Origin of the sequence: Pseudomonas maumuensis, assembly GCF_019139675.1 — a bacterium.
In the GTDB taxonomy this organism is placed as follows: Bacteria; Pseudomonadota; Gammaproteobacteria; order Pseudomonadales; family Pseudomonadaceae; genus Aquipseudomonas; species Aquipseudomonas maumuensis.
In genome coordinates, this window is record NZ_CP077077.1 from 3,869,729 (window position 1) to 3,893,197 (window position 23,469).

General features: G+C 62.1%; 20 protein-coding genes and 1 pseudogene. 14 read left to right on the plus strand and 7 right to left on the minus strand.

Annotated elements, in window-relative coordinates:
* Positions 1-17: 17 nt before the first annotated feature.
* Positions 18-1,040: an AraC family transcriptional regulator gene (locus tag KSS90_RS17230; RefSeq protein ID WP_217866551.1), complete on the minus strand. Its 1,023-nt coding sequence runs from the start codon at positions 1,038-1,040 to the stop codon at positions 18-20.
* A gap of 57 nt (positions 1,041-1,097) precedes the next feature.
* Positions 1,098-1,961: a LysR substrate-binding domain-containing protein gene (locus KSS90_RS17235; protein WP_217866552.1), complete on the minus strand. Its 864-nt coding sequence runs from the start codon at positions 1,959-1,961 to the stop codon at positions 1,098-1,100.
* A 113-nt stretch (positions 1,962-2,074) separates the two neighbouring features.
* Between KSS90_RS17235 and KSS90_RS17240 the strand changes: the two genes are divergently transcribed.
* Together KSS90_RS17240 and phnX are read left to right on the plus strand one after the other, a co-directional pair.
* Positions 2,075-3,181 (plus strand): 2-aminoethylphosphonate--pyruvate transaminase, encoded by a 1,107-nt coding sequence (locus tag KSS90_RS17240; protein ID WP_217866553.1) that lies wholly within the window; start codon positions 2,075-2,077, stop codon positions 3,179-3,181.
* 34 nt (positions 3,182-3,215) lie between these two features.
* Complete coding sequence (phnX, locus tag KSS90_RS17245) at positions 3,216-4,043, plus strand: phosphonoacetaldehyde hydrolase (protein ID WP_217866554.1); 828 nt, start codon at positions 3,216-3,218, stop codon at positions 4,041-4,043.
* A 70-nt stretch (positions 4,044-4,113) separates the two neighbouring features.
* On the opposite strand, the gene KSS90_RS17250 is transcribed toward phnX, so the two are convergent.
* Positions 4,114-4,674 (minus strand): NADPH-dependent FMN reductase, encoded by a 561-nt coding sequence (locus KSS90_RS17250; protein ID WP_217866555.1) that lies wholly within the window; start codon positions 4,672-4,674, stop codon positions 4,114-4,116.
* 158 nt (positions 4,675-4,832) lie between these two features.
* Here KSS90_RS17250 and KSS90_RS17255 point away from each other — a divergent pair, with 158 nt between their 5' ends.
* Entirely contained in the window at positions 4,833-5,051 is a 219-nt protein-coding gene (locus KSS90_RS17255) for a hypothetical protein (protein WP_028690532.1), read from the plus strand.
* Here KSS90_RS17255 and KSS90_RS17260 read toward each other — a convergent pair.
* From KSS90_RS17260 to KSS90_RS17275, 4 genes are all read right to left on the minus strand, one after another.
* Positions 5,035-7,278: an Orn/Lys/Arg family decarboxylase gene (locus KSS90_RS17260; protein WP_217866556.1), complete on the minus strand. Its 2,244-nt coding sequence runs from the start codon at positions 7,276-7,278 to the stop codon at positions 5,035-5,037. The genes KSS90_RS17255 and KSS90_RS17260 overlap by 17 nt on opposite strands.
* Positions 7,279-7,420: 142 nt before the next feature.
* On the minus strand, positions 7,421-8,176 hold the full coding sequence (dnaQ, locus tag KSS90_RS17265) for a DNA polymerase III subunit epsilon (protein ID WP_217866557.1): 756 nt from the start codon (positions 8,174-8,176) through the stop codon (positions 7,421-7,423).
* 161 nt (positions 8,177-8,337) lie between these two features.
* Positions 8,338-8,784, minus strand: coding sequence for a ribonuclease HI (gene rnhA / locus KSS90_RS17270; RefSeq protein ID WP_217866558.1), 447 nt, complete (start codon positions 8,782-8,784; stop codon positions 8,338-8,340).
* Between the two features lie 13 nt (positions 8,785-8,797).
* Complete coding sequence (locus KSS90_RS17275) at positions 8,798-9,571, minus strand: methyltransferase domain-containing protein (protein ID WP_217866559.1); 774 nt, start codon at positions 9,569-9,571, stop codon at positions 8,798-8,800.
* An 84-nt stretch (positions 9,572-9,655) separates the two neighbouring features.
* Here KSS90_RS17275 and gloB point away from each other — a divergent pair, with 84 nt between their 5' ends.
* The 11 genes and pseudogenes from gloB to KSS90_RS17330 all read left to right on the plus strand — a co-directional run.
* Complete coding sequence (gene gloB / locus KSS90_RS17280; RefSeq protein ID WP_217866560.1) at positions 9,656-10,435, plus strand: hydroxyacylglutathione hydrolase; 780 nt, start codon at positions 9,656-9,658, stop codon at positions 10,433-10,435.
* A gap of 100 nt (positions 10,436-10,535) precedes the next feature.
* Positions 10,536-11,966, plus strand: coding sequence for a lytic transglycosylase domain-containing protein (locus KSS90_RS17285; RefSeq protein WP_046854819.1), 1,431 nt, complete (start codon positions 10,536-10,538; stop codon positions 11,964-11,966).
* A gap of 178 nt (positions 11,967-12,144) precedes the next feature.
* A complete protein-coding gene (locus tag KSS90_RS17290) occupies positions 12,145-13,977 on the plus strand; it encodes an extracellular solute-binding protein (RefSeq protein WP_217866561.1) in 1,833 nt (610 codons plus the stop codon).
* Positions 13,974-15,806 carry an extracellular solute-binding protein gene (locus KSS90_RS17295; protein ID WP_217866562.1) on the plus strand — a complete coding sequence of 611 codons (1,833 nt, stop codon included), beginning with the start codon at positions 13,974-13,976 and terminating at the stop codon, positions 15,804-15,806. The genes KSS90_RS17290 and KSS90_RS17295 overlap by 4 nt, the downstream gene beginning before the upstream one ends.
* 1 nt (position 15,807) lies before the next feature.
* Entirely contained in the window at positions 15,808-16,881 is a 1,074-nt protein-coding gene (locus tag KSS90_RS17300; RefSeq protein WP_046854817.1) for a microcin C ABC transporter permease YejB, read from the plus strand.
* Position 16,882: 1 nt separating this feature from the next.
* Positions 16,883-17,902, plus strand: coding sequence for an ABC transporter permease (locus KSS90_RS17305; RefSeq protein ID WP_217866563.1), 1,020 nt, complete (start codon positions 16,883-16,885; stop codon positions 17,900-17,902).
* A 1-nt stretch (position 17,903) separates the two neighbouring features.
* Positions 17,904-19,502, plus strand: coding sequence for an ABC transporter ATP-binding protein (locus KSS90_RS17310; protein ID WP_217866564.1), 1,599 nt, complete (start codon positions 17,904-17,906; stop codon positions 19,500-19,502).
* 148 nt (positions 19,503-19,650) lie between these two features.
* Positions 19,651-21,741: a translation initiation factor IF-2 associated domain-containing protein gene (locus tag KSS90_RS17315; RefSeq protein ID WP_217866565.1), complete on the plus strand. Its 2,091-nt coding sequence runs from the start codon at positions 19,651-19,653 to the stop codon at positions 21,739-21,741.
* Between the two features lie 517 nt (positions 21,742-22,258).
* Positions 22,259-22,495 (plus strand): hypothetical protein, encoded by a 237-nt coding sequence (locus tag KSS90_RS17320; protein WP_217866566.1) that lies wholly within the window; start codon positions 22,259-22,261, stop codon positions 22,493-22,495.
* Between the two features lie 154 nt (positions 22,496-22,649).
* Entirely contained in the window at positions 22,650-22,919 is a 270-nt protein-coding gene (locus KSS90_RS17325) for a DUF3077 domain-containing protein (RefSeq protein ID WP_062363628.1), read from the plus strand.
* A 95-nt stretch (positions 22,920-23,014) separates the two neighbouring features.
* Positions 23,015-23,455, plus strand: a pseudogene (locus tag KSS90_RS17330) (GNAT family N-acetyltransferase); the annotation flags it as partial.
* Between the last annotated feature and the right edge of the window lie 14 nt (positions 23,456-23,469).

Here is a 23,469-nt window from a genome sequence, read left to right on the forward strand (position 1 = left end):
TCGCACGGCAGGGGGAATCAGTGACCGGGTTGCCTGGCCTGGCTCAATGCACGGTAATGCCCTGGATTACAGCCGAACCATTTGCGAAACGCCTTGTAGAAGGAGCTGCTGTCAGCAAAGCCCAGGCGCTCGACGATCTCTCCCATGGTCAGTTCAGGCGTGGCCAACCAGGCGATGGCCAGCTCACGTCTTACGCTGTCCTTGAGCCCTTGATAGGTTTGCCCTTCTTCGGCCAGGCGCCTGCGCAGGGTGGACACCGACAGGCATAGACACTGCGCCAAGCGCTCGGCATCCGGCCAGAGGCTGGGCGGCTGGCGCAGCAGGTCGTTGCGAATGCGCCGCCCAAGGCTCGCGGGGTCGCGGTACTTGACCAGGATGTTGGCCGGTGCCTCGGCCAGGAAGCGTTGCAGCTCCTCCTCGCTGCGCCGCAGCGGCAAGTCCAGGCAGTCGGCAGCGATGATCATGCGGCTACGCGGGCGCTCGAACTGCAGGTTCTCGGAGAACATCACCCGGTAGTCGTCGCAAAAGGGCGGTTCGCCACAGCGCAGCTCGATGGCCAGGATCGGGATGCGTCGGCCCGCCAACCAGCACGCCACGCCATGCACGATCATCCAGAAGGTGAAGTAGGTAAAGGCTCGCCGTGGCTCGTCACGTGGTTCGTTGATTACGATCTCGGCCAGGCTTTGCTGGCGCACCAGGCCCGGTTGCATATCATCGAGCATCAGCGAAAGGAACGCCAAGGCAGTTTCCAGGCCCGCGCCGAGGGTCGGCTGCGCCATGCTCGCCCGGCACAGGAACGCCAGGCTGCCACTGCGCAGCCCACGCGGATCCATGGCGAAGAACTCGTCATTGCAGCGCCGCGCCAACAGGCGCCAAAGCCGGGCATAGGACTCGGCGCTGACCCGCGCCTCGGGCTCGCGCAACTGCTCGACGGCGATACCGGCGCGAGCCAGCAAACCGGCATCGGGCTCACCGTGTGGGCAAGTCTGCAACAGCGCCTCGCGCACCAGTTGCATGGAGATGGTGTCTTTTTCGCTCATCGACGGTCCTGTCGGCTCAATGCCGGCCATCTTAGGCCGCGCCACTGAAAACAGCCATCACAGGCCAGCCGCCAGCCCCAGGAATGCCTGGATCAGGCGCAGCTCCCGACGTCGCTCCAGGCAGCCGACCAGATGCTGGTTGACCAGCCCGGCACCGTTCAATGGCCGCGCCACGACCCTTGGGTCGTGGGCCACCTCGGTGGACGACACCACACCGATACCCAACTGCGCCGCCACCGCCTCGGTCACCGCCTCGCGGCTATCCAGCTCCAGCAGCACTCGCGGCTGCACCGAGGCATCGGCGCAAGCCTTATCGAAGGTACGGCGGGTGGTCGAGCTGGGCTCGCGCAGCACCATGATCTGCTTGTCCAGCTCGGCCAATGGCAAGTCGTCGGTGGCCGAGGCCCAGGCGTGCCCCACCGGCAGCAAGGCACACAGTCGCGACTCGCACAGGCTTTGCAGGTGCAGCCCTTTGCGCGGCTCGATCTCGGTCAGCACCGCCACATCGGCATGTTCGGACAACAGGGCCGCCAAGGTTTCCTGGGCATTGCCCAGGCGCAGGTTGACGGTGATCCCGGGGTAACGCTCGCGCAGTTGCGCCAGCATCGGCATGACTCGGTGCGGTCCGTCGGCGGCGACCTCCAGGCGGCCGGTAAGCAGTTGCCGATTGGCCTCGAGCATGGCCTGGGCCTCCTCGGCCAGGCCGAACATCGCCCGGGTGATGGCCGCCAGCCGTGTGCCCTCCTCGGTCAGCTCGACTCGTCGTGCGGTACGCCGCAACAAGGTGATCTGGTAGTGCTCCTCCAGCGCCTTCACGTGCCCGGTCACCGCCGGCTGGCTGATGAACAGGCGCTCGGCGGCACGAGTGAAGCTGCCCTCGCGGGCGACGGCATCGAAGGCACGGAGCTGGAACAGGTTCATATCTATCGGCCTGACTTATGGCTGGCATATCTACAAACAATTTGATTGATGACTCGGCGAATTGCAACCTAGCCCCACTAGTTTCCAGCCCACCGCAAGTGAGGAACCACGGAATGAGCAACGCCCCGATCCTGCTGACCCCCGGTCCTTTGACCACATCGCTGCGCACCCGCCAGGCCATGCTTGTGGACTGGGGCTCCTGGGACCGCGACTTCAACCAGCTGACCGCCAGCGTGTGCGAGCAGTTGCTGGCGATCCTCGACGGCGCCGCCAGCCACCACTGCGTGCCACTGCAAGGCAGCGGCACCTTCGCCGTGGAGGCGGCCATCGGCACCCTGGTGCCGCGCGACGGCAAGGTGCTGGTGCTGATCAACGGCGCCTACGGCCAGCGCCTGGCGAAGATCTGCAAGGTACTGGGCCGCGCCTACAGCAGCTTCGAGACCGCCGAGGACCAACCGACCACCGCCGCCGACGTCGACCGCCTGCTCGCCGCCGACCCCGCCATTACCCACGTGGCGCTGATCCACTGCGAGACCAGCACCGGCATCCTCAATCCGCTGGCCGAGATCGCCCAGGTGGTCCAGCGCCACGGCAAACGCCTGATCATCGACGCCATGAGCTCGTTCGGCGCGCTGCCGATCGATGCCCGCCAGGTGCCTTTCGAAGCGCTGATCGCTGCCTCGGGCAAATGCCTGGAAGGCGTGCCGGGCATGGGCTTCGTCTTCGCCGAAAAAGCCGCCCTGGCCGCCGCCGAAGGCAATGCCCATTCCCTGGCCATGGACCTGCACGACCAGCACGCCTACATGGCCAAGACCGGCCAGTGGCGCTTCACCCCGCCGACCCACGTGGTCGCTGCCCTGCACGAAGCGTTGCAACAGTACAACGAGGAAGGCGGCCTCACTGCCCGCCACCAGCGTTACGCCGACAACTGCAAGACCCTGCTCGACGGCATGGCACGGATTGGCCTGCGCAGCTTCCTCCCGGCCGAAATCCAGGCGCCGATCATCGTCACCTTCCACGCCCCGAACGATGCTCGCTACCAGTTCAAGGACTTCTACGAGCGGGTCAAGGCCAAGGGCTTCATCCTCTACCCCGGCAAACTGACCCAGGTCGAGACCTTCCGCGTCGGTTGCATCGGCGTGGTCGGCGCCGGGGGCATGCAGGCCGCCGTGAACGCCGTGGCCGAGGTGCTGCGGGAAATGGAAGTACTGGACATCTGACCTTCTGCCTACCCAATTCAAGGAAACAGCGCACATGAACTACAGCAACCCTACCCAGCTGCAAGCCGCCATCCTCGACTGGGCCGGCACCGTGGTCGACTTCGGCTCCTTCGCCCCCACGCAGATCTTCGTCGAGGCTTTCGCCGAGTTCGACGTTCAGGTGTCCATCGAAGAGGCCCGTGGGCCGATGGGCATGGGCAAATGGGACCATATCCGCACCCTGTGCGACGTGCCGGAGATCGCCGAGCGCTACCACAAGGTGTTTGGCCGCACGCCGAGCGACGATGACGTCACCGCCATCTACGAACGCTTCATGCCGCTGCAGATCGAGAAAATCGCCTTGCACTCGGCGCTGATCCCCGGCGCGCTGGACACCCTTACCGGCCTGCGCAAGGACGGCTTGAAGATCGGCTCCTGCTCGGGCTACCCGAAAGTGGTGATGGACAAGGTGGTGGAGCTGGCGGCGCAGAACGGCTACGTCGCCGACCACGTGGTGGCCACCGACGAAACCCCGAACGGCCGCCCATGGCCGGCCCAGGCCCTGGCCAACGTGATCGCCCTGGGGATCGACGATGTGGCGGCCTGCGTGAAGGTCGACGACACCGTGCCGGGCATTCTCGAAGGCCGCCGCGCCGGGATGTGGACCGTGGCGCTGGTGTGCTCGGGCAATGCCCTGGGCCTGACCTGGGAAGGTTACCAGGCCTTGAGCGCGGAAAAGCTGGAGAGCGAGCGCAAGCGTATTCACGCGATGTTTGCCGGGTCGCGCCCGCACTACCTGATCGACACCATCAACGAGCTGCCCGAGGTGATCGCCGATATCAACCGCCGGCTGGCCAAGGGGGAGATGCCGCAGGCTTGCTGATCGTCCGCGTGATGGCCATCGCCGGCAAGCCTGCTCCCACAGGAGCCGGCTTGCCGGCGATGAGGCATCTTCAGACCGCCCGGTTCAGCTTCACCCACGAGGCAAACTTGTCGATGAACCCCTGCAGGAACGGCCGGGTCTTGTCATTCAGCTTGCCACTGTCATCGAACAGCGTCGCAGCCCCGCCGATATAGGCCTCGGGCATCTGCATGCACGGCATGTCGAGAAACACCAGCGACTGACGCACGGCATGATTGGCACCAAAGCCGCCGATCGCCCCCGGCGAGACGCTGGCCACCGCCGCCGGCTTGCCGCCCCATACGCTCTGCCCGTAAGGCCGCGACCCCACATCGATGGCATTCTTCAACCCGCCCGGCACCGAACGGTTGTACTCCGGAGTGACGAACAACACCGCGTCGCTGCGGCGGATCTCATCGCGAAAATGTTTCCACGCCTCGGGAGCGCCCTCGGCCTCGACATCCTCGTTGTACAACGGCAGGTCGCCGATCTCGACGATCCGCAGGGCAAGGCTGGACGGCGCCAGCTCAGACAGCGCGCGGGCCACCTTGCGGTTGTAGGACTCCTTGCGCAAGCTGCCGACGACAACCGCTACCGAATAGACCTGGCTCATGGCGTTTTGCAACCTCTGCTCTGGGAATGGGACCAGTTAGTTATAGATGACCGTTCCTCGGCTTCCCGGTTTTTTTCCATTCGGCTGAAAACTTCCCAGGCGGTTCGCTGGTCTATGCCTACAGACATTTCCTACACGATTCAGAGGTTTCCACCTAAATGGCAGCAGTAATGGTCGGCCAGTTCCACGCCCGCGACGCAGAAGGCCGTATCTACCCGGTCCACGAGTTCCAGGAGTCCACCCTCCAGGCCGACGGCAGCACCCTCGGCGCGCCGGTTACCAGCTATCGCCTGGCTATCGGCGACCGCGTCAACCACCTGGGCGACGATCGTTTCGAGCTGGCCCAGACCGGCGTCGAGATCATTCGCATTCCTTGACGCAGTCCACCGTATACAACTGACCTTCCCGCTGCAGGCCATGCACGTCGGCGACGAAGCCCGGGAAACCCTGGTCGAAGGCCCGGGCGCAGTCCAGGTAGACCAGGATCGAGCGGGTCGCCTCGGTGAAGCGCTCGCCCGGCATGATCAACGGGATCCCTGGTGGATAGGGCACCAGCATCACCGCCGCGACCCGGCCCAGCAGATGCTCGATAGGCACCGCCTCCACCTCCCCGCGCACCATCCGGTCATAGGCCTCGGCCGGAGTCATCGCCACCTCCGGCAAACGGGTGAACAGCAGCTTGAGCTGCCTGGACGTGGCATTGCCACGGTAGAAACCGTGCAGTTGCTGGCACAGGTCGCGCAGCCCCAGCCCTTGGTAGCGTGACGGCTGCTCCACCATCACGCTGGGCAGGCAGTCGGCCAGGGCGGTATTGGCGTCGTAGTGGCGCTTGAATTCCAGCAGTTCGGTGAGCAGCGTGCTCCACTTGCCCTTGGTGATCCCCATCGAAAACAGCACCAGGAAGCTGTACAGCCCGGTCTTTTCCACCACCAGCCCACGCTCCCAGAGAAACTTGCCCACCACTGCGGCGGGAATTCCATGGCCCTCCGCTGCGCCAGCGGCGCCCGGCATCACCAAGGTGACCTTGAGCGGGTCGAGCAAGACATAGTCGTCGCCCAGCCCGCCGAAGCCATGCCACTCGGCCCCCGGCTGCAGCAGCCAGTCCGCCGCCGCCTGCAGCTCGCCGGCCTGCGCCGTCGGCGGCTGCCAGATGCTGAACCACCAGTCATCGGCGGCGAGGTGCTCGCGCAGGTTGGCCAGCGCCCGGCGAAAGCTCAGGGCCTCATCGAACATCTCCTGCAACAGCGAACGCCCCGCCGGGCCTTCCATCATCGCCGAGGCCACGTCCAGCGAGGCGAGGATGCTGTACTGCGGCGAGGTGGAGATATGCATCATGAACGCTTCGTTGAAACGGTCACGGTCCAACTGGCGGCTGGCACCGTCCTGCACATGGATCATCGAGGCCTGGCTGAAGGCCGCCAGCAGCTTGTGGGTGGAATGGGTGCTGAACAGCAGCGGCCCGTCGTCGCCACGCGGCGTACCCATGGCATAGCGGCCGACGAAGAATTCATGGAAGGCGGCATAGGCGAACCAGGCCTCGTCGAAGTGCAGCACCTCGGCGCTGGCACCCAGGGCCTGCTTGATCATCCCGGCGTGGTAGCACAGGCCGTCGTAGGTGGAGTTGGTGACCACGGCCAGCTTGATCTTCGCCGGCTTTCCCTGGGCCAGAGGATGGGCCTGGATCTTCGCCTGGATAGACGCCGGGCTGAACTCGCTGAGCGGGATCGGCCCGATGATGCCCAGCTCGTTGCGCTCCGGGCACAGGTAGATGGGGATGGCGCCGGTCATGATGATCGCATGCACCACCGACTTGTGGCAGTTGCGGTCCACCAGCACCAGGTCCCCGCGCCCGACCATGGCGTGCCAGACGATCTTGTTGGCGGTGGAGGTGCCATTGATGACGAAGAAGGTATGGTCGGCGCCGAAGTTGCGTGCCGCTCGTGCCTCGGCGGCCGCCAGCGGGCCAGTATGGTCGAGCAGCGAGCCCAGCTCCGGCACCGAGACCGACAGGTCCGAGCGCAGAGTGTTTTCACCGAAGAACTGATGGAAGGCCTGCCCCACCGGGCTCTTGCGGTAGGCCACGCCACCGCCGTGGCCCGGTGTGTGCCAGGAGTAGTTCGATTGCGCGGTGTGCTGCACCAGGGCCTTGAAGAACGGCGGCAGCAGGCCGTCGAGGTAGTTGTGCGCGGCCCGCGCCACTTGGCGGGCGAGAAACGGCACGGTGTCTTCGAACAGGTAGAGGATGCCGCGCAGCTGGTTCAGCTCGCCCATGGCCTCGGCCGGGGCATTCTCCAGGGTCACCTGCTCGCCCAGGGCGAAGATCGGCAGGTTGGGCGCCCGCAGCCGGGCCAGGCGGATCAGCTCGGCCATGTTCTGCAGCAGGCGGCTGTTGTCGCCGACGCCCTCGGCGGCGATCAGCATGCAGGCTAGGCCGTGATGGGTGGCAGCCACCAGCCGCGCTTCGGCCTGGTCGGCGGCGGCGAGGATGGCGAAGCCGTCCCGTGCCAGTTCATCGGCGATGCCGCGCACCCGCTCGCCGGCGACGCTGTCGGCCTTGATGGCCCGGTGGACGATGAGGATCGGGAACTGCAGGTCCTTGTACATCGGGCGGCTACCTCTGCGGGTAATTTCCCTCAGGGTAGTCGAGTGTGATGCTGTCATCGCCAGGCCGGCTCACAAGGTGCAGCGCTGGATCCGGTCCCTGTGGGAGCTGGCTTGCCAGCGATGGGCCGGGCCTGCCTTCAAGTCAGCTGGCGGCTGGCTCGGTCAATGCCTGCCACATCGACGGCCCACCCGCCGACTTGGCGATAGCCGCCAAACGCTCGGCATGGGCGTCGAGCTCTTCCGCGCTGGCCAGGATCACCCGCCCCGGCGCACGCCCGACGATTCGGCGGATCTCGCTGCCGGTACCGCCCTGCCCCTCCTCGTCGCCCGCCCCTTCGCCCGCCAGCGACAAGCTGGTCTGGCCACCGGTCATCGCCAGGTAGACGTCGGCCAGCAGTTCCGAGTCGAGCAGTGCGCCGTGCAGCTCACGGCCGGAGTTGTCGATGCCGTAGCGTTTGCACAGGGCATCGAGGCTGTTGCGCTGCCCCGGGTGGCGCGAGCGCGCCATCATCAGGGTGTCGAGGATCGGGCAATGCTGCGAGATGTCGGCGCGATCCTGCTGGCCGATCCGCGCAAACTCGTTGTTGATAAAGCCAACGTCGAACGCGGCGTTGTGGATGACCAGGGTGGCGCCCTGGATGAACTCGAAGAACTCCTCGGCCACATCGCCGAAACGCGGCTTGCCGACCAGGAAGGCATCGGTGATGCCGTGGACGTTGATCGCGCCCTCGTCACTCTCGCGGTCGGGCTGCAGGTAGACATGGAAGTGCCGCCCGGTCAGGCGCCGGCCCACGACCTCGACGCAACCGATCTCGATGATGCGGTGGCCTTCGGCCACCGGCATGCCGGTGGTCTCGGTGTCGAGGATGACGAACCGTTTGTCTTGCTGCTGCTCCACGCGGGGACTCCAACTGGCGGTGCTTGAATTCGGGGTGGGAGTATAACGAAATCGGGGCCGCTTTGCGGCCCATCGCGGCTGAAGCCGCTCCTACAGGAAGCACGCGGATCGGGGTAGGAGCGGCTTCAGCCGCGATGGGCTGCACAGCAGCCCCAATCGGATCAACGCTGAGCGCGAACCTCATCAACCCCACGATTGGCAAGCTGGTCGGCCCGCTCGTTGCCCGGATGGCCGATATGCCCACGGACCCACTTCCAGGTCACCTTGTGCCGGTTGACCTGTTCATCGAGCTGCATCCACAGGTCGGCGTTCTTCACCGGCTCTTTCGCGGCGGTCTTCCAGCCACGCTTCTTCCAGTTGACCATCCACTCGTTGATGCCCTTCATGACGTACTGCGAATCGGTGGTCAGCACCACCTCGCACTCACGCTTGAGCGCCTTCAAGCCCTCGATCGCCGCCATCAGCTCCATGCGGTTGTTGGTGGTCTCGCGCTCGCCACCCCACAGTTCCTTCTCGACGCCCTTGAAAACCATCAGCACGCCCCAGCCGCCCGGGCCAGGGTTGCCCTTGCAGGCACCATCGGTGTAGATCTCGACGCTATCGCTCATGTACCACTCGTGTTCAGTGCTTTTCGGATTCGGGATGGGTGGCACTGCGGTTGACCTTGGCCAGCGGCAGCGGCAGCAGTTTGCCCATCGGCTCGCGGCGCTCCAGGCGCAGCGGCCGCAAGCCCACCACCATCTTGCGCGCCACCAGCAGGTAGACACCGCCGCCGGCGGTTTGCCAGCCTCCGGCTACGCGCTCCCAGCCAGCCATACGCTGTTGCCAGGCCGGCGAGGCAAGCGGCGGACGATAACACCCGAAGCGGCGTTTCTCCAGCGCGAAGCCCAGCAGGTTGAGCCAGTCGCCAACCCGCGACGGCGAGATGCATCGGGCCTTGCGCAAGGCCCCGTTGCTAAAGAAATGGCGTATGCCCCAACTGCTCCACGGGTTGATCCCGATGATCAGCAGGTGGCCACCAGGGCGCACGGAACTGGCGGCCTCGCGTAACAGGCCATGGGGGGACAGGCTGAAGTCCAGGCCATGCTGCAGCACCACCACGTCGGCGGCATGCTCCGACAACGGCCAGGCCTGCTCCTCGCAGACGATCTCCACCCCCGGCAGCGGCGCGCCCAGGCGCACGTTGCGCTGCACCTGCGGGGCGTTGGGCGGGGATTCGGCGCAGGGGCCGTAATGCACAAGGTAGCCACCGAAGAAGCGCCGCAGCTCTTCTTCGAGCAACTTTTCCTCCTCCTTGAGCATCAACTGCCCAAGAGGCCCATCGAACCAGTCGCGGGCCAGGCGGATCAGTTCGACCCAGTCGGGGTCGGCCTGGGCGAAGGCTTGGTCGGTCATTGCGTTCTCCCTCGAAGGTTCTCCGCTCGCGCCATCGCGGCTAAGATGCCCTCAATGTCCAGGCTTGGCGATACGGATCCGCACATGATACAGATCGATGCCCTACCCGCTTTCAACGACAACTACATCTGGTTGTTACAGGATACTGCCAATCGCCGCTGCGCAGTGGTCGACCCCGGTGACGCCGGGCCGGTGCGCGCATGGCTGGAGCAGCACCCGGACTGGGCATTGGAGGCAATCCTCGTCACCCACCACCACCATGACCATGTCGGCGGCGTCGAAGCCTTGAAACAGGCCACCGGCGCCCAGGTGTACGGCCCGGCCAGCGAACGTATTCCGGGCCGCGATATCGCCCTGGAAGACGGTGCATGCATCGAGGTACTGGGCCTGGCCTTCGAGGTCCTGGCCATGCCCGGCCACACCCTGGGGCACATCGCCTATTACACTGCGCAATCGCCCACACCGCTACTGTTCAGTGGCGACACCCTGTTCGCCGCCGGCTGCGGCCGCTTGTTCGAAGGCACGCCTGAGCAGATGCACCACTCGCTGCAACGCCTGGCGGCGCTGCCTGCCGCGACCGAAGTGTACTGCGCCCACGAATACACCCTGAGCAACCTGCGCTTCGCCCGTGCCGTGGAACCCGACAACGAACACGTTCGCCAACGGTTCGAGGACGTTACCCGGTTGCGCGCCGACAATCGCATCACCTTGCCTTCCAACATCGGTTTGGAGCGCCTGACCAATCCGTTTTTGCGCACCGCTGAAACATTCGTTAAACAAAAAGCAGACGAATGGAAGGGACATTCCAACCCCACCCAAGCCACTGTTTTTGCTGCCTTGAGGTCTTGGAAGGACGTGTTCTGATAACCCCAAGATATATCGCATCATAGGCCCGATGGTTGACCCGGCCGGGAGCGGTTTCTAGAATCGCCCAACTTTTTTGCCCGGATAACCGTCCCCGCCGATGTCTTCCCGTAGCCGCAGAACCTCTCATTCGGTCGCCCTGACGCGACTGGCCCAGATCAGTGCATTGGCGCTGGCCGCCACCCTGGTCGGCTGCCAGAGCACCCGTCAGCTCGACGAAGCCGACAGCGTTCGCGCGCACAACTACCAGGCGCGGATCAAGCACAAACCGGCGCCGCTGGTGGTCAAGCCCAAGGAGCAGGCACCGCCGCAGGACGTCTGGGAGCGCATGCGCCAGGGCTTCGCCCTGCAGGACGGCATGGACGTCAACCCGCGCATCGAACAGCAGCGCCTGTGGTTCGCCAGCAACCCGTCGTTCCTCGAGAACGCCGGCGAGCGCGGCAGCCTCTACCTGCACTACATCGTCGAGCGCCTCGAAGAACGCGACATGCCGCTGGAGCTGGCCCTGCTGCCGGCCATCGAGAGCGCCTACAACCCGATGGCCTACTCCCGCGCGCACGCCGCCGGCATGTGGCAGTTCATCCCGTCCACCGGGCGCCACTTCAACCTGCGTCAGACCAACTTCTACGATGGCCGTCGCGACGTCACCGCCTCGACCAACGCCGCGCTGGACTACCTGAACCGCCTGCACGACATGTTCAACGGCGACTGGCTGCTGGCCCTGGCGGCCTACAACGCCGGTGAAGGCACCGTCAGCCGCGCCATCGAGCGCAACGAGCGCCTGGGCCTGCCGACCGACTACTGGAACCTGCCGCTGCCGCAGGAAACCCGCGACTACGTGCCCAAGCTGCTGGCCCTGTCGCAGGTGGTCAACACCCCGGCCGCCTACGGGGTCAACCTGAACCCGATCGCCAACGAGCCGTACTTCGAAGCCGTCGCCATCAACGACCGCCTCGACCTGTCCCGCGTGGCCGCCTTCGCCGACATCGACGAAGACGAACTGATCCAGCTCAACCCCGCTTTCAAGAAGCGCATGACCGTGGACGGTCCGCAGCAACTGCTGGTGCCAACCGCCAAGGCGCAACTGCTGAGCGACCGCATGTCCAACCTCAAGCCCGAGGAACTGGTCAGCCTGCAACCGAACAAGGCCGTGTTCCAGGCCGCCCTGGCCGAGGCCAAGGCGCCTGCGGCGCGCAGCTACCGGGTCAAGCGTGGCGACAACCTGGGCAGCATCGCCAAGGCTAACCGGGTGTCGGTCAAGCAGCTGCAAAGCTGGAACCGCATCCGTGGCAACAACCTCAAGGTCGGCCAGGTCCTGGCCCTGCGTGGCGGCAGCGCGCCGAGCGCGGCGGCCAACCGCGTGGCCGACTCGAAACAGCGCTCCACCCAGTACAAGGTGCGCAAGGGTGACTCGTACTACCTGGTGGCCAAGCGTTTCAACGTCGAGATGAAGCACCTCAAGCGCTGGAATCCACGCACCGGGCATGCGCTAAAGCCAGGCCAGACTCTGACCGTCTACCTGGCGCGCTGATACCTCGCTCGCGGGGCCAGCTCTCCTCCCACGCCAGTCACGATCGGCGTGGGAGCGGGCTGGCCCCGCGATGCTTTGAAGGCTGAAGCAAAGCCCCGCGCCCTACCCTTTTTCCATTCCAGACAAGCTGTTACTGTACCCCGAACCAAGCCCAACGCCCTCTGGATCGGATGCCGACTTGATACGTCCCCTCCTGCTGTCACTCAGCCTGGCCTTGAGCTTCCCCGCCGTCGCGATGGTGAGCGAAAGCCACGGATACGCACAGTTCGGCACGCTCAAGTACCCGGCCAGCTTCACCCACTTCGACTGGGTCAACCCGCAAGCCCCTAAAGGCGGCACGTTGCGGGCCATGGCCTTCGGCACCTTCGACACGCTCAACCCCTACACCTTCAAGGGCTCGAGCCCGGTCACCACGCCCAACTTCCTGCAGTACGGCATCAACGAGCTCAACGAGCCGCTGATGGTCGGCACCGGCATGTACGACCCCTCGGGCGACGAGCCCACCTCCAGCTATGGCCTGATCGCCCGCTCAGTCGAGTACAGCGAGGACCGCAGCTGGGTGGTGTTCAACCTGCGCCCCGAGGCGCGCTTCCACGATGGCGTGCCGATCACCGCGCAGGACGTGGCGTTTTCCTACCGCACCCTGCTCAAGGACGGCCACCCGATCTACCGCACCAACCTGCAGGAAGTGGCCCGGGTCGATATCCTCGGGCCGCTGCGCATCCGCTTCGTGTTCAAACGCGCCGGCAACCCGCTGCTGATCCTGCGCCTGGGCGAGATGCCGGTGCTGCCCAAGCACTACTGGGCCAAGCGCGACTTCAAGGCCACCACCTTCGAACCGCCGCTGGGCAGCGGCCCCTACCGCATCAGCGAAGTGCAACCCGGTCGCCGGCTGGTGTTCGAACGGGTGAAGGACTACTGGGGCAAGGACCTGGCGGTTAACCGCGGCAAGTACAACTTCAAGCGCGTCGAATACGAGTTCTACCGCGACGCCACCGTGGCCTTCGAGGCGTTCAAGGCCGGTGAATTCGACATCTACATCGAGCACCAGGCGAAGAACTGGGCCAACGGCTACAACTTCCCCGCCGTGCGCCGTGGCGAAGTGATCAAGGCGCAGATCCCGCACAAGATCCCCACCCAGACCCAAGGCCTGTTCATGAACAGCCGCCGCGCCGCGTTCAGCGACCCACGGGTGCGCCAGGCGCTGGGCCTGATGCTCGACTTCGAGTGGACCAACCGCGCCCTGTTCAGCAGCGCCTACCGCCGCTCGACCAGCTACTACCCCAACAGCGACTTCACCGCCAGCGGCCTGCCCACCGGCAAGGAATGGCTGTTGCTCAAGCCATTCCGCGACCAGCTGCCGGACAAGCTGTTCACCGAGCCCTACCAGGTCAGCCACACCGACGGCAGCGGCATCAGCCGCCCGGCCCTGCGCCAGGCCCTGGCATTGCTCGCCCAGGCCGGCTGGAAGCTCAACGGCCAGCGCCTGGTGGACAGCACAGGCCAACCGTTCAGGCTGGAGTTGCTGCTGGTGAACCCCAACCTCGAACGCATCCTGCAACCTTATGTCGAAAATCTGGCCAGCATCGGCATCGATGCGCGCTTGCGCACCGTGGACCGGGCCCAGTACAAACAACGGCTCGACCAGTTCGATTTCGACATGATCCTGATGACCCTGAACCAGACCCTGAGCCCGGGCCTCGAGCAGTGGCTGTATTTCCACTCAAGCCAGGCCGCCACCAAGGGCAGCAAGAACTATGCTGGCGTGAAGGACCCGGTGGTCGACCACCTGCTCGACACCTTGCTCGCCGCCCGCAGCCGCGATGACCAGATCGCCGCCGCGCGCGCCCTGGACCGCGTGCTCTCATGGCAGTACTACATGATCCCCAACTGGTACCTCGACAATCACCGCCTGGCCTACCGCAACCGGTTCGCCTTCGTCACCACTCCGCCCTACACCCTCGGGCTGAACAGCTGGTGGATCAAGAAGACTTCGGAGAAAGCCAAATGACGCCGACCCTGCGCCGCCTGGCCGCCAGCCTGCTGCTGACCTGCCTCACGCTCCCGGCCGTGGCCGCCCCGCAACACGCCCTGACCCTGTACGACGAGGCACCGAAATACCCGGCCAACTTCAAGCACTTCGAGTACGTCAACCCCGACGCACCGAAGGGCGGCACCTTCCGCCAGTCCAGCTTCGGCGGCTTCGACAGCCTCAACCCGTTCATCAACAAGGGCGTACCCGCCGACAACGTCGGCGCAATCTACGACACCCTGATGCGCCAGAGCCTGGACGAACCCTTCACCGAGTACGGCCTGGTGGCCGGCAAGATCGAAAAGGCCCCCGACAACAGCTGGGTGCGCTTCTACCTGCGCCCCGAGGCACGCTTCCACGACGGCCACCCGATGCGCGCCGAGGACGTGGTGTTCACCTTCAATGCCCTGATCAAGGATGGTGCGCCGCTGTACCGCCAGTACTACGGCGATGTCGCCGAAGTAGTCGCCGAAGCGCCGCTCAAGGTGCTGTTCAAGTTCAAGCACAACAACAACCGCGAGCTGCCGCTGATCCTCGGCCAGTTGCCTGTGCTGCCCAAGCACTGGTACCAAGGCCGCGACTTCGACCGCGGCAACCTGGAGATCCCGCTCGGCAGCGGCCCGTACAAGGTCGCCGAGGTGAAGGCCGGCCGCTCGATCCGCTACGAGCGGGTCAAGGACTACTGGGCCAAGGACCTGCCGATCAACCGCGGCTTCTACAATTTCGACGTGATGACCTTCGACTCCTACCGCGACAACACCGTCGCCCTAGAGGCGCTCAAGGCCGGCCAGTTCGACTACGGCCTGGAGGTGAGCGCGAAGAACTGGGCCACCGCCTACGACGTGCCCGCCGTGCGCGACGGCCGGCTGATCAAGGAAGAACTGCCCAACGGTACCCCGGTGGGCATGCAGGGCTTCATCTTCAACCTGCGCAAGCCGATGTTCCAGGACATCCGCGTGCGCCACGCCATCAGCCTGCTGCTGGACTTCGAGTGGACCAACAAGCAGCTGTTCAATGGCGCCTACACCCGCACCGGCAGCTACTTCGAGAACTCCGAAATGGCCGCCAGCGGCCTGCCCAGCCCCGCCGAGCTGAAGATCCTCGAGCCGCTGCGCGGCAAGGTGCCGGACGAAGTGTTCAACGGCGCCTTCCACAACCCGGTCACCGACGGCAGCGGCATGATCCGCGACCAGCAGCGCCAGGCCTACAAGCTGCTGCAGGAGGCCGGCTGGAAGGTCGTCGACGACAAGATGGTCGATAAAGACGGCAAGCCGATGACCATCGAGTTCCTGCTGGCCCAGACCCAGTTCGAGCGCGTGCTGCTGCCGTTCAAGCGCAACCTCGCGGACCTCGGCATCAACCTCGAGATCCGCCGCGTGGACGTTTCGCAGTACATCACCCGCCTGCGCTCGCGTGACTACGACATGATCGTCGGCGGCTTCGCGCAATCCAACTCGCCCGGCAACGAGCAACGCGAGTACTGGAACAGCGCCGCCGCCGACAACCCCGGCAGCCGCAACTTCATCGGCCTGCGCGACCCTGGCATCGACCAGCTGGTGGAGCAGTTGATCAACGCCGACTCACGGCAGAGCCTGATCGAGCACTGCCGCGCCCTGGACCGCGTGCTGCAATGGGGTTACTACGTGATCCCCAACTGGCACATCAAGACCTGGCGCGTGGCCTACTGGAACCATATCGGCCACCCCGCCGTATCGCCCAAGTACGACATCGGCATCGACACCTGGTGGATCAAGCCCGACGTCACGCCCGCGGTAAGCGAAGCCGCCGCACCGGATGAGGCCAACTGACATGCTGGCCTATATCCTGCGGCGCCTGCTGCTGATCATCCCCACCCTGTTCGGCATCCTCATCATCAACTTCATCATCGTCCAGGCCGCCCCCGGCGGCCCGGTGGAGCAGATGATCGCCAAGCTCGAAGGCTTCGAAGGCGCCACCAGCCGCATCGCCGGCGGCGGCGCCGAAGTCTCGGTGGCCGGCTCCAACTACCGTGGCGCGCAAGGCCTGGACCCGGCGCTGATCGCCGAGATCGAGCGCATGTACGGCTTCGACAAGTCCGCGCCCGAGCGGCTGTGGATCATGGTCAAGAACTATGCCCAGCTGGACTTCGGAAACAGTTTCTTCCGCGACGCCAAGGTCATCGACCTGATCGCCGAGAAGATGCCCGTGTCCATCTCGCTGGGGCTGTGGAGCACGCTGATCATGTACCTGGTGTCGATCCCGCTGGGGATCGCCAAGGCGGTGCGCCACGGCAGCCACTTCGACGTGTGGACCAGCTCGGCGATCATCGTCGGCTACGCCATCCCGGCGTTCCTGTTCGCCATCCTGCTGATCGTGCTGTTCGCCGGCGGCAGCTACTTCGACTGGTTCCCGCTGCGCGGGCTCACCTCCAACAACTTCGACGAACTCAGCACCACCGGCAAGGTCCTCGACTACTTCTGGCACCTGGTGCTGCCCATCACCGCCCTGGTGATCGGCAACTTCGCCACCATGACCCTGCTGACCAAGAACAGCTTCCTCGACGAGATCAACAAGCAGTACGTGGTCACCGCCAAGGCCAAGGGCCTGAGCCGCACCCGCGTGCTCTACGGCCATGTGTTCCGCAACGCCATGCTGCTGGTGATCGCCGGCTTCCCCTCGGCGTTCATCGGCATCTTCTTCACCGGCTCCCTGCTGATCGAGGTGATCTTCAGCCTCGACGGCCTGGGCCTGATGAGTTTCGAAGCGGCGATCAACCGCGACTACCCGGTGGTGTTCGGCACCTTGTTCATCTTCACCCTGCTGGGTCTTGTGGTGAAGCTGATCGGCGACCTCACCTACACCCTGGTCGATCCGCGCATCGACTTCGCCAGCCGGGAGCACTGACATGGCCCTCTCCCCCCTCAATCGCCGGCGCTTCGAGCGCTTCAAGGCCAACCGCCGCGGCTGGTGGTCGCTGTGGATCTTCCTGGTGCTGTTCGTGCTCAGCCTGGGCGCCGAGTTCATCGCCAACGACAAGCCCATCGCCGTGCGCTACGACGGCGAGTGGTACTTCCCCGCCTTCAAGCGCTACCCGGAGACCACCTTCGGCGGCGAGTTCCCGCTGGAGGCCAACTACAAAAGCCCGTACATCCGTGAGTTGCTGGCCAAGAAAGACGCCTTCGTGTTGTGGGCGCCGATCCCCTACAGCTACCAGAGCATCAACTACGACCTGAAAGTGCCCGCCCCCGCGCCGCCCTCCACCGACAACCTGCTGGGCACCGACGACCAGGGCCGCGACGTGCTGGCCCGGGTGATCTACGGCTTCCGCATCTCGGTGCTGTTCGCCCTGACGCTGACCATCGCCAGCTCGATCATCGGCGTGATCGCCGGCGCCCTGCAGGGCTTCTACGGCGGCTGGGTCGACCTGGCCGGCCAGCGCTTCTTGGAGATCTGGTCCGGCCTGCCGGTGCTGTACCTGCTGATCATCCTCGCCAGTTTCGTGCAGCCCAACTTCTGGTGGTTGCTGGGCATCATGCTGTTGTTCTCGTGGATGAGCCTGGTGGACGTGGTGCGCGCCGAGTTCCTGCGCGGGCGCAACCTGGAATACGTGCGCGCCGCCCGCGCCCTGGGCATGCGCAACGGCCCGATCATGTACCGGCATATCCTGCCCAACGCGATGATCTCGACCATGACCTTCATGCCGTTCATCCTCACTGGCGCCATAGGCACCCTCACCGCCCTGGACTTCCTCGGCTTCGGCCTGCCCGCCGGCTCCCCCTCGCTGGGCGAGCTGGTGGCCCAGGGCAAGTCCAACCTGCAAGCCCCGTGGCTGGGCATCAGCGCCTTCGCCGTGCTGGCGGTGATGCTGAGCCTGCTGGTATTCATCGGCGAATCCGCCCGCGACGCCTTCGACCCGAGGAAATGACATGAGCCAAGACACCCTGATCGAAGTCCGCGACCTGGCGGTGGAGTTCGTCACTGGCGAGCAGGTCAACCGCGTGGTCGACGGCATCAGCTTCGACATCCGCAAGGGCGAGACCCTGGCCCTGGTCGGCGAAAGCGGCTCGGGCAAGTCGGTGACCGCCCACTCGATCCTGCGCCTGCTGCCCTACCCGCTGGCGCGGCATCCTTCTGGCACCATCCATTACCAAGGCAAGGACTTGCTGCACCTGGGCGAAAAGCCCATGCAGCGCATTCGCGGCAACCGCATCGCGATGATCTTCCAGGAGCCGATGACCTCCCTGAACCCGCTGCACAGCATCGAGAAGCAGATCAACGAGATCCTCTTGCTGCACAAGGGCCTCACCGGCAAGGCCGCCACGGCGCGCACCCTGGAGCTGCTGGAGCTGGTCGGCATTCCCGAGCCGCAGAAGCGCCTGAAAGCCCTGCCCCACGAGCTGTCCGGTGGCCAGCGCCAGCGGGTGATGATCGCCATGGCCCTGGCCAACGAGCCCGAACTGCTGATCGCCGACGAGCCCACCACGGCGCTCGACGTGACCGTGCAGTTGAAGATCCTCGACCTGCTCAAGTCGTTGCAGGCGCGCCTAGGCATGGCCCTGCTGCTGATCAGCCACGACCTCAACCTGGTACGCCGCATCGCCCACCGCGTGTGCGTGATGCAGTGCGGCAAGATCGTCGAGCAGGCCGATTGCGCCACGCTGTTCAGCAAGCCGCAGCATCCGTATACGCAGATGCTGATCAACGCCGAGCCCAGCGGCGCACCGGCTGCGAATGCCGAAGGCGCGCCGTTGCTGGAGGTGAAGGACTTGAAGGTGTGGTTCCCGATCAAGAAGGGGCTGCTGCGCCGTACCGTGGACCATGTGAAGGCCGTGGACGGGGTGAACTTCAGCCTGCCCCAGGGGCAGACCCTGGGCATCGTTGGCGAGAGTGGCTCGGGCAAGTCCACCTTGGGGCTGGCCATCTTGCGGTTGATTTCCAGCCAGGGCGGGATTCGCTTCCACGGGCAGAATCTTGAGGGGCTGAACCAGAAGGAAGTGCGGCCGCTGCGGCGGGAGATGCAGGTGGTGTTTCAGGATCCCTTCGGCAGCCTGAGCCCGCGCATGTGCGTGGCGGATATCGTTGGCGAAGGGTTACGGATTCACAAGATCGGCACACCGGCTGAGCAGGAAGCGGCGATTATTGCGGCGTTGGAGGAAGTGGGGTTGGATCCGCGGACGCGGCATCGGTATCCCCATGAGTTTTCCGGCGGGCAGCGGCAGCGGATTGCGATTGCGCGGGCCTTGGTGTTGAAGCCCGCGTTGATTCTGCTGGATGAGCCGACCTCGGCGCTGGATCGGACGGTGCAGAGGCAGGTGGTTGAGCTTTTGCGGAATTTGCAGGTTAAGTACAACCTGACTTATCTGTTCATCAGCCACGACCTGGCGGTGGTCAAGGCGTTGAGTCACCAGTTGATGGTGATCAAGCATGGGCAGGTGGTGGAACAGGGGGATGCGGGGGCTATATTTCATGAGCCGCGGCATGGGTATACTAGACAGCTATTGGAAGCTGCATTTTTGCAATCGTAGCCAACTACAATAAAGTTCCCCCTATTGGAAGCACGAGCGCCAATGCATTCCACGCTCCTCATCAAGTACACAACACTCGAAATCAACAACAAAACCTAAAATTGCAACAAAAAGACTAACGAAAAAAAATAGCATAAAGATCAAAACAATGGACAGCAAAAAACCCGAATTACCGACCGCTCTGCAACTAGCGAACGAACTAAATACAACCCCTCAGGTGATACTGGATCATTTGAGAGCATCCGGAATCACCAAGACAACTGAAACCGAAATAATTACACACGAAGAACAAAGCATTATTAAAGATCGGTTACTCTCATCTAGCCAACCAACTCAATCCAAAAAAATAAAACTGGAAAGAAAAACAACCTCCACCCTAAGAATTGCCGGTTCAAAATCCATATCAGTAGAAATCAGAAAGAAAAAAGTATATATCCAACGAGCCCCTCACGATACGAAAGAAGAACCGTTGACCGAGGCCGAAAAAATAATTTCCTTTAGCAACGACCGAGGAGATGATAGTGCAAAAGCTGACCGCTGGATAAAGCCAACCTCAATAGAGGTTGAAAACTTCAAAGCCATTAAAAAGCTAAACCTACCTCTTGCTGATGTCACAATCCTAGTTGGCCCCAATGGCTCCGGAAAATCATCAATTCTTCAAGCAGTTCACTGGGCTGCTCGAGCGGCCAGCTATATAGAGCCAAAAAAACAGTCAGAAGTGGTATCTTTTGATCGATTAGACTACGCTCCGTCCAGCGAACCGCTGAAAACAGCACATAAAGCTGAGCTTTCGTCCGCTCGAGATACACCTTCTACAATTGTTAGTTTCATCATCTCCAATGAAACTGACGAAAACCCAACTATTGCAAGTATTAAAATTTGGGCCGCGCGAAACAAGAGTGGCATTTCGGTACACATAGAGGGCGGTTCCGCAGTCACCCCATTCAAACAGCGAACTGAACTTATAACTGCCTACATCCCTGGACTGGCTGGACTTTCTGAAAAAGAAACAATCTTGGTACAACCCCTACTACGAAGGCAAGCTGCGAGCGGCGATGCCGGGGGAGTTTTACGAAACATCCTATTTAACCTATGGAACAGACAACCTGGCGAGATAGACGATACCAGTGCAACAATGCGGAAGGAGAGCCTTGATCGCTTTATACAAATGATACACCCAGGTGTTTCAGTCAAAGTAACATTTGACGAACGTGAAGACTTCCATATAAACGTCACATTTGACGACGAACGCCTAAAAGGTGAAAGTCGACCATTAGAAAGTGCAGCAACTGGAATATTGCAGGTTATTCAAATCTTTGCATACCTTGTGCTATTTCGCCCAAAGCTTCTACTCATTGACGAACCGGATGCTCACCTCCATCCAGATAAACAAGAGAAGCTGATAGAGGCACTAGAGCTGGCTGCAAGAGAGTTTAACACTCAAGCCATTATTACAACTCACAGTCCTCACATAGTCCGTGGAGCCTCCCATACCTCAAAAATCTTATGGGTCAGAGATGGCCAAATAGTGAGTGAAGATGACAATCTAATAAAAAATCTACTTGGCTGGGGCGGTCTGAACAAAAAAATACTATTTTTCGTGGAAGATGAAAACGCAGAGCCTATCAAAGCAATACTAAAACAATGGCCAGAACTAGCCAAGAACATTGCCATATGTCGTTGCTTTGGCGTGGACAACCTTCCTCGCAACCCTTTACTAAAGGGATTAATTGGCGACAACAATCTAAACATAAAAGTTCTAATACACAGAGATCGCGACTTTATGACAGAACAAGATACTTTACTCTGGGGCGAAAGGTACAGCACCCCAGGCGTATACACCTGGATTACTGACCATGTTGATGCAGAGGCCTACTTTTGCCAACCTGAGTATTTATCCAACCTATACAATATCAGCCTAGAGCTTTCAAGCAAGATAGTAAGCCTCGCGATTTCCGACTGCAAAAACACACAAAAAATATTTTTTGAAAAGCGTAAAACAATCAACAGATCGCTCTATGAAGATGGAGGCTCCGAAAGCTCAGAAAAACTATGGAACTTGCTGAATAAAGAATCCATCGAAACAACGGTAGGCAAAACACTACATCGAACATTAAAACAGCATCTAAAAAACCACAACCTAGATGAAAAAGAAATCAATCGTTTTGCGACACCACAAAACCACGCAATAGCCATCTCCCTAAAAAATAAAATCGAAAAAATCCTTGAATCTTTCTAGCAGCCTACAACTTGCAAAAAACCATCACGCACAGCTCAGTACATATAAACATACTGAGCCAGCGAGAAACCACACAACACACTTTAAATTAAACTACTAAATCACTCTAAGTTCAGAAAAACAAAATCCGCAGAGCAATAGCCTATCATCACTAAAATTTTCTAGCCATCGCACAAGACGTTGTCGCAGGCACCTCTACCGAAGCCCTAGATTATGAAAAATAATCAGAATTATCTCCTTTCGTGTAGTCCGTTTCCCAAATATTCTTCTACCGCCTTTTTTCCGTTGCAGCCTCACTGGGAGCACCCTAGTCTCAGCCAGTCGCTATCTTCAGCGATCGACTTTGACAGGTCGCAACGGTATTAAGCATACGGCTAGCCCTCAATGGTAGCTGTACGTGCGGGCACGCTTGCGTGCGCCGGAACTTTGCTTATTCCGCCGGTCTGTCAACCCACGTACAGCTGCCACCCTTCTGTTTGACAGCAGAAAGGTGGCAGTCCCCAGAAGGAATAAGAAGATGCTAAAGATCGTCCCCGACCCACCCCACAACCACCACTCCCTCGAAGACACCATCATCCAGGCCACGGAGTACGCCCTGTGCGCACAGACCGTGGTGCATCAGGCTGTTCTGCTGCATCCCAGGTCGCCCGTGTCGATTCTGGTCATGGCCGCGATGCATGAAATGGAGGCGCTGCTCGAGTCAGCGTTGATTCAGGTGCAGATGCCGCAGGTGGAGCCTCGCACACTGCACTAGGCCGTTAGCCATGGGTTGCCTGGGCTGGCCTCATCGCCGGCAAGCCGGCTCCCACAGGGGATCGGCGTGGCCGCGCGGCAGATGCTGTGTAGCTGATAGCGGATCTAAATGCGAGAGCTCGCCCAGGCACCGATCATTTCAGGGAGATTGAGCAATAAGCACAGACGACACCACGCCCCACACCACGGTGGGCAAGACCAAGTTCTACCAGGGTGAAGGGCATACCGACCCGCTGTTCTGCATCGAACCCGGCATCCCTTGCCAGCACGCACGGGAACAGGCTTCGGAGTTGATGGGCTGCGTGTGCGACCTGACCATCACCGGGATCATGGAGGAAAAACCTCAGCTGATCTGGGCATCGTATTACCTGAGCGCGCTGGCCAAGGCGCTGATGGATGATGCGGAGCTGGGGATGAAGCACTGAGGTCACAGATGCACAGGGCCGCTTTGCGGCCCTTTCGTAATACAAGGACGCTCGACACGGGTTAGGCTTTGGAGACATCAGTTCGGGATACGTCCATGGAATGTCATATCCGTCGCGCTAAGCGCGAAGACGCACAAGCCATTAGTCGCCTCGTGATCGCGGCACTGCACGAATCCAACTCGCAGGATTACCCGGCAGAGGTGATCGCCCAGGTAGAACAAAGTTTTTCACCTACGGCGGTCAGTGCCTTGCTCGATAGCCGGTTGATATTCGTGGCGGTCAAGCAGCACGATCTGCTGGGGACGGCAAGTCTCGATGGTGATGTCGTCAGGACAGTGTTTGTCGCGCCGATCCATCATGGGGCAGGTATTGGCAGGCAACTGATGAGGGCTATCCACACAGCGGCGATCAAGGCCGGCGTCACAGCATTGCGCGTTCCTTCATCCATCACAGCCCAAGGCTTCTACGCGCGGCTGGGATATCGGAAACTTCGTGATGAATTCCATGGTGCAGAACGCACCATCGTCATGGAAAAGTCTACTCTGACCAT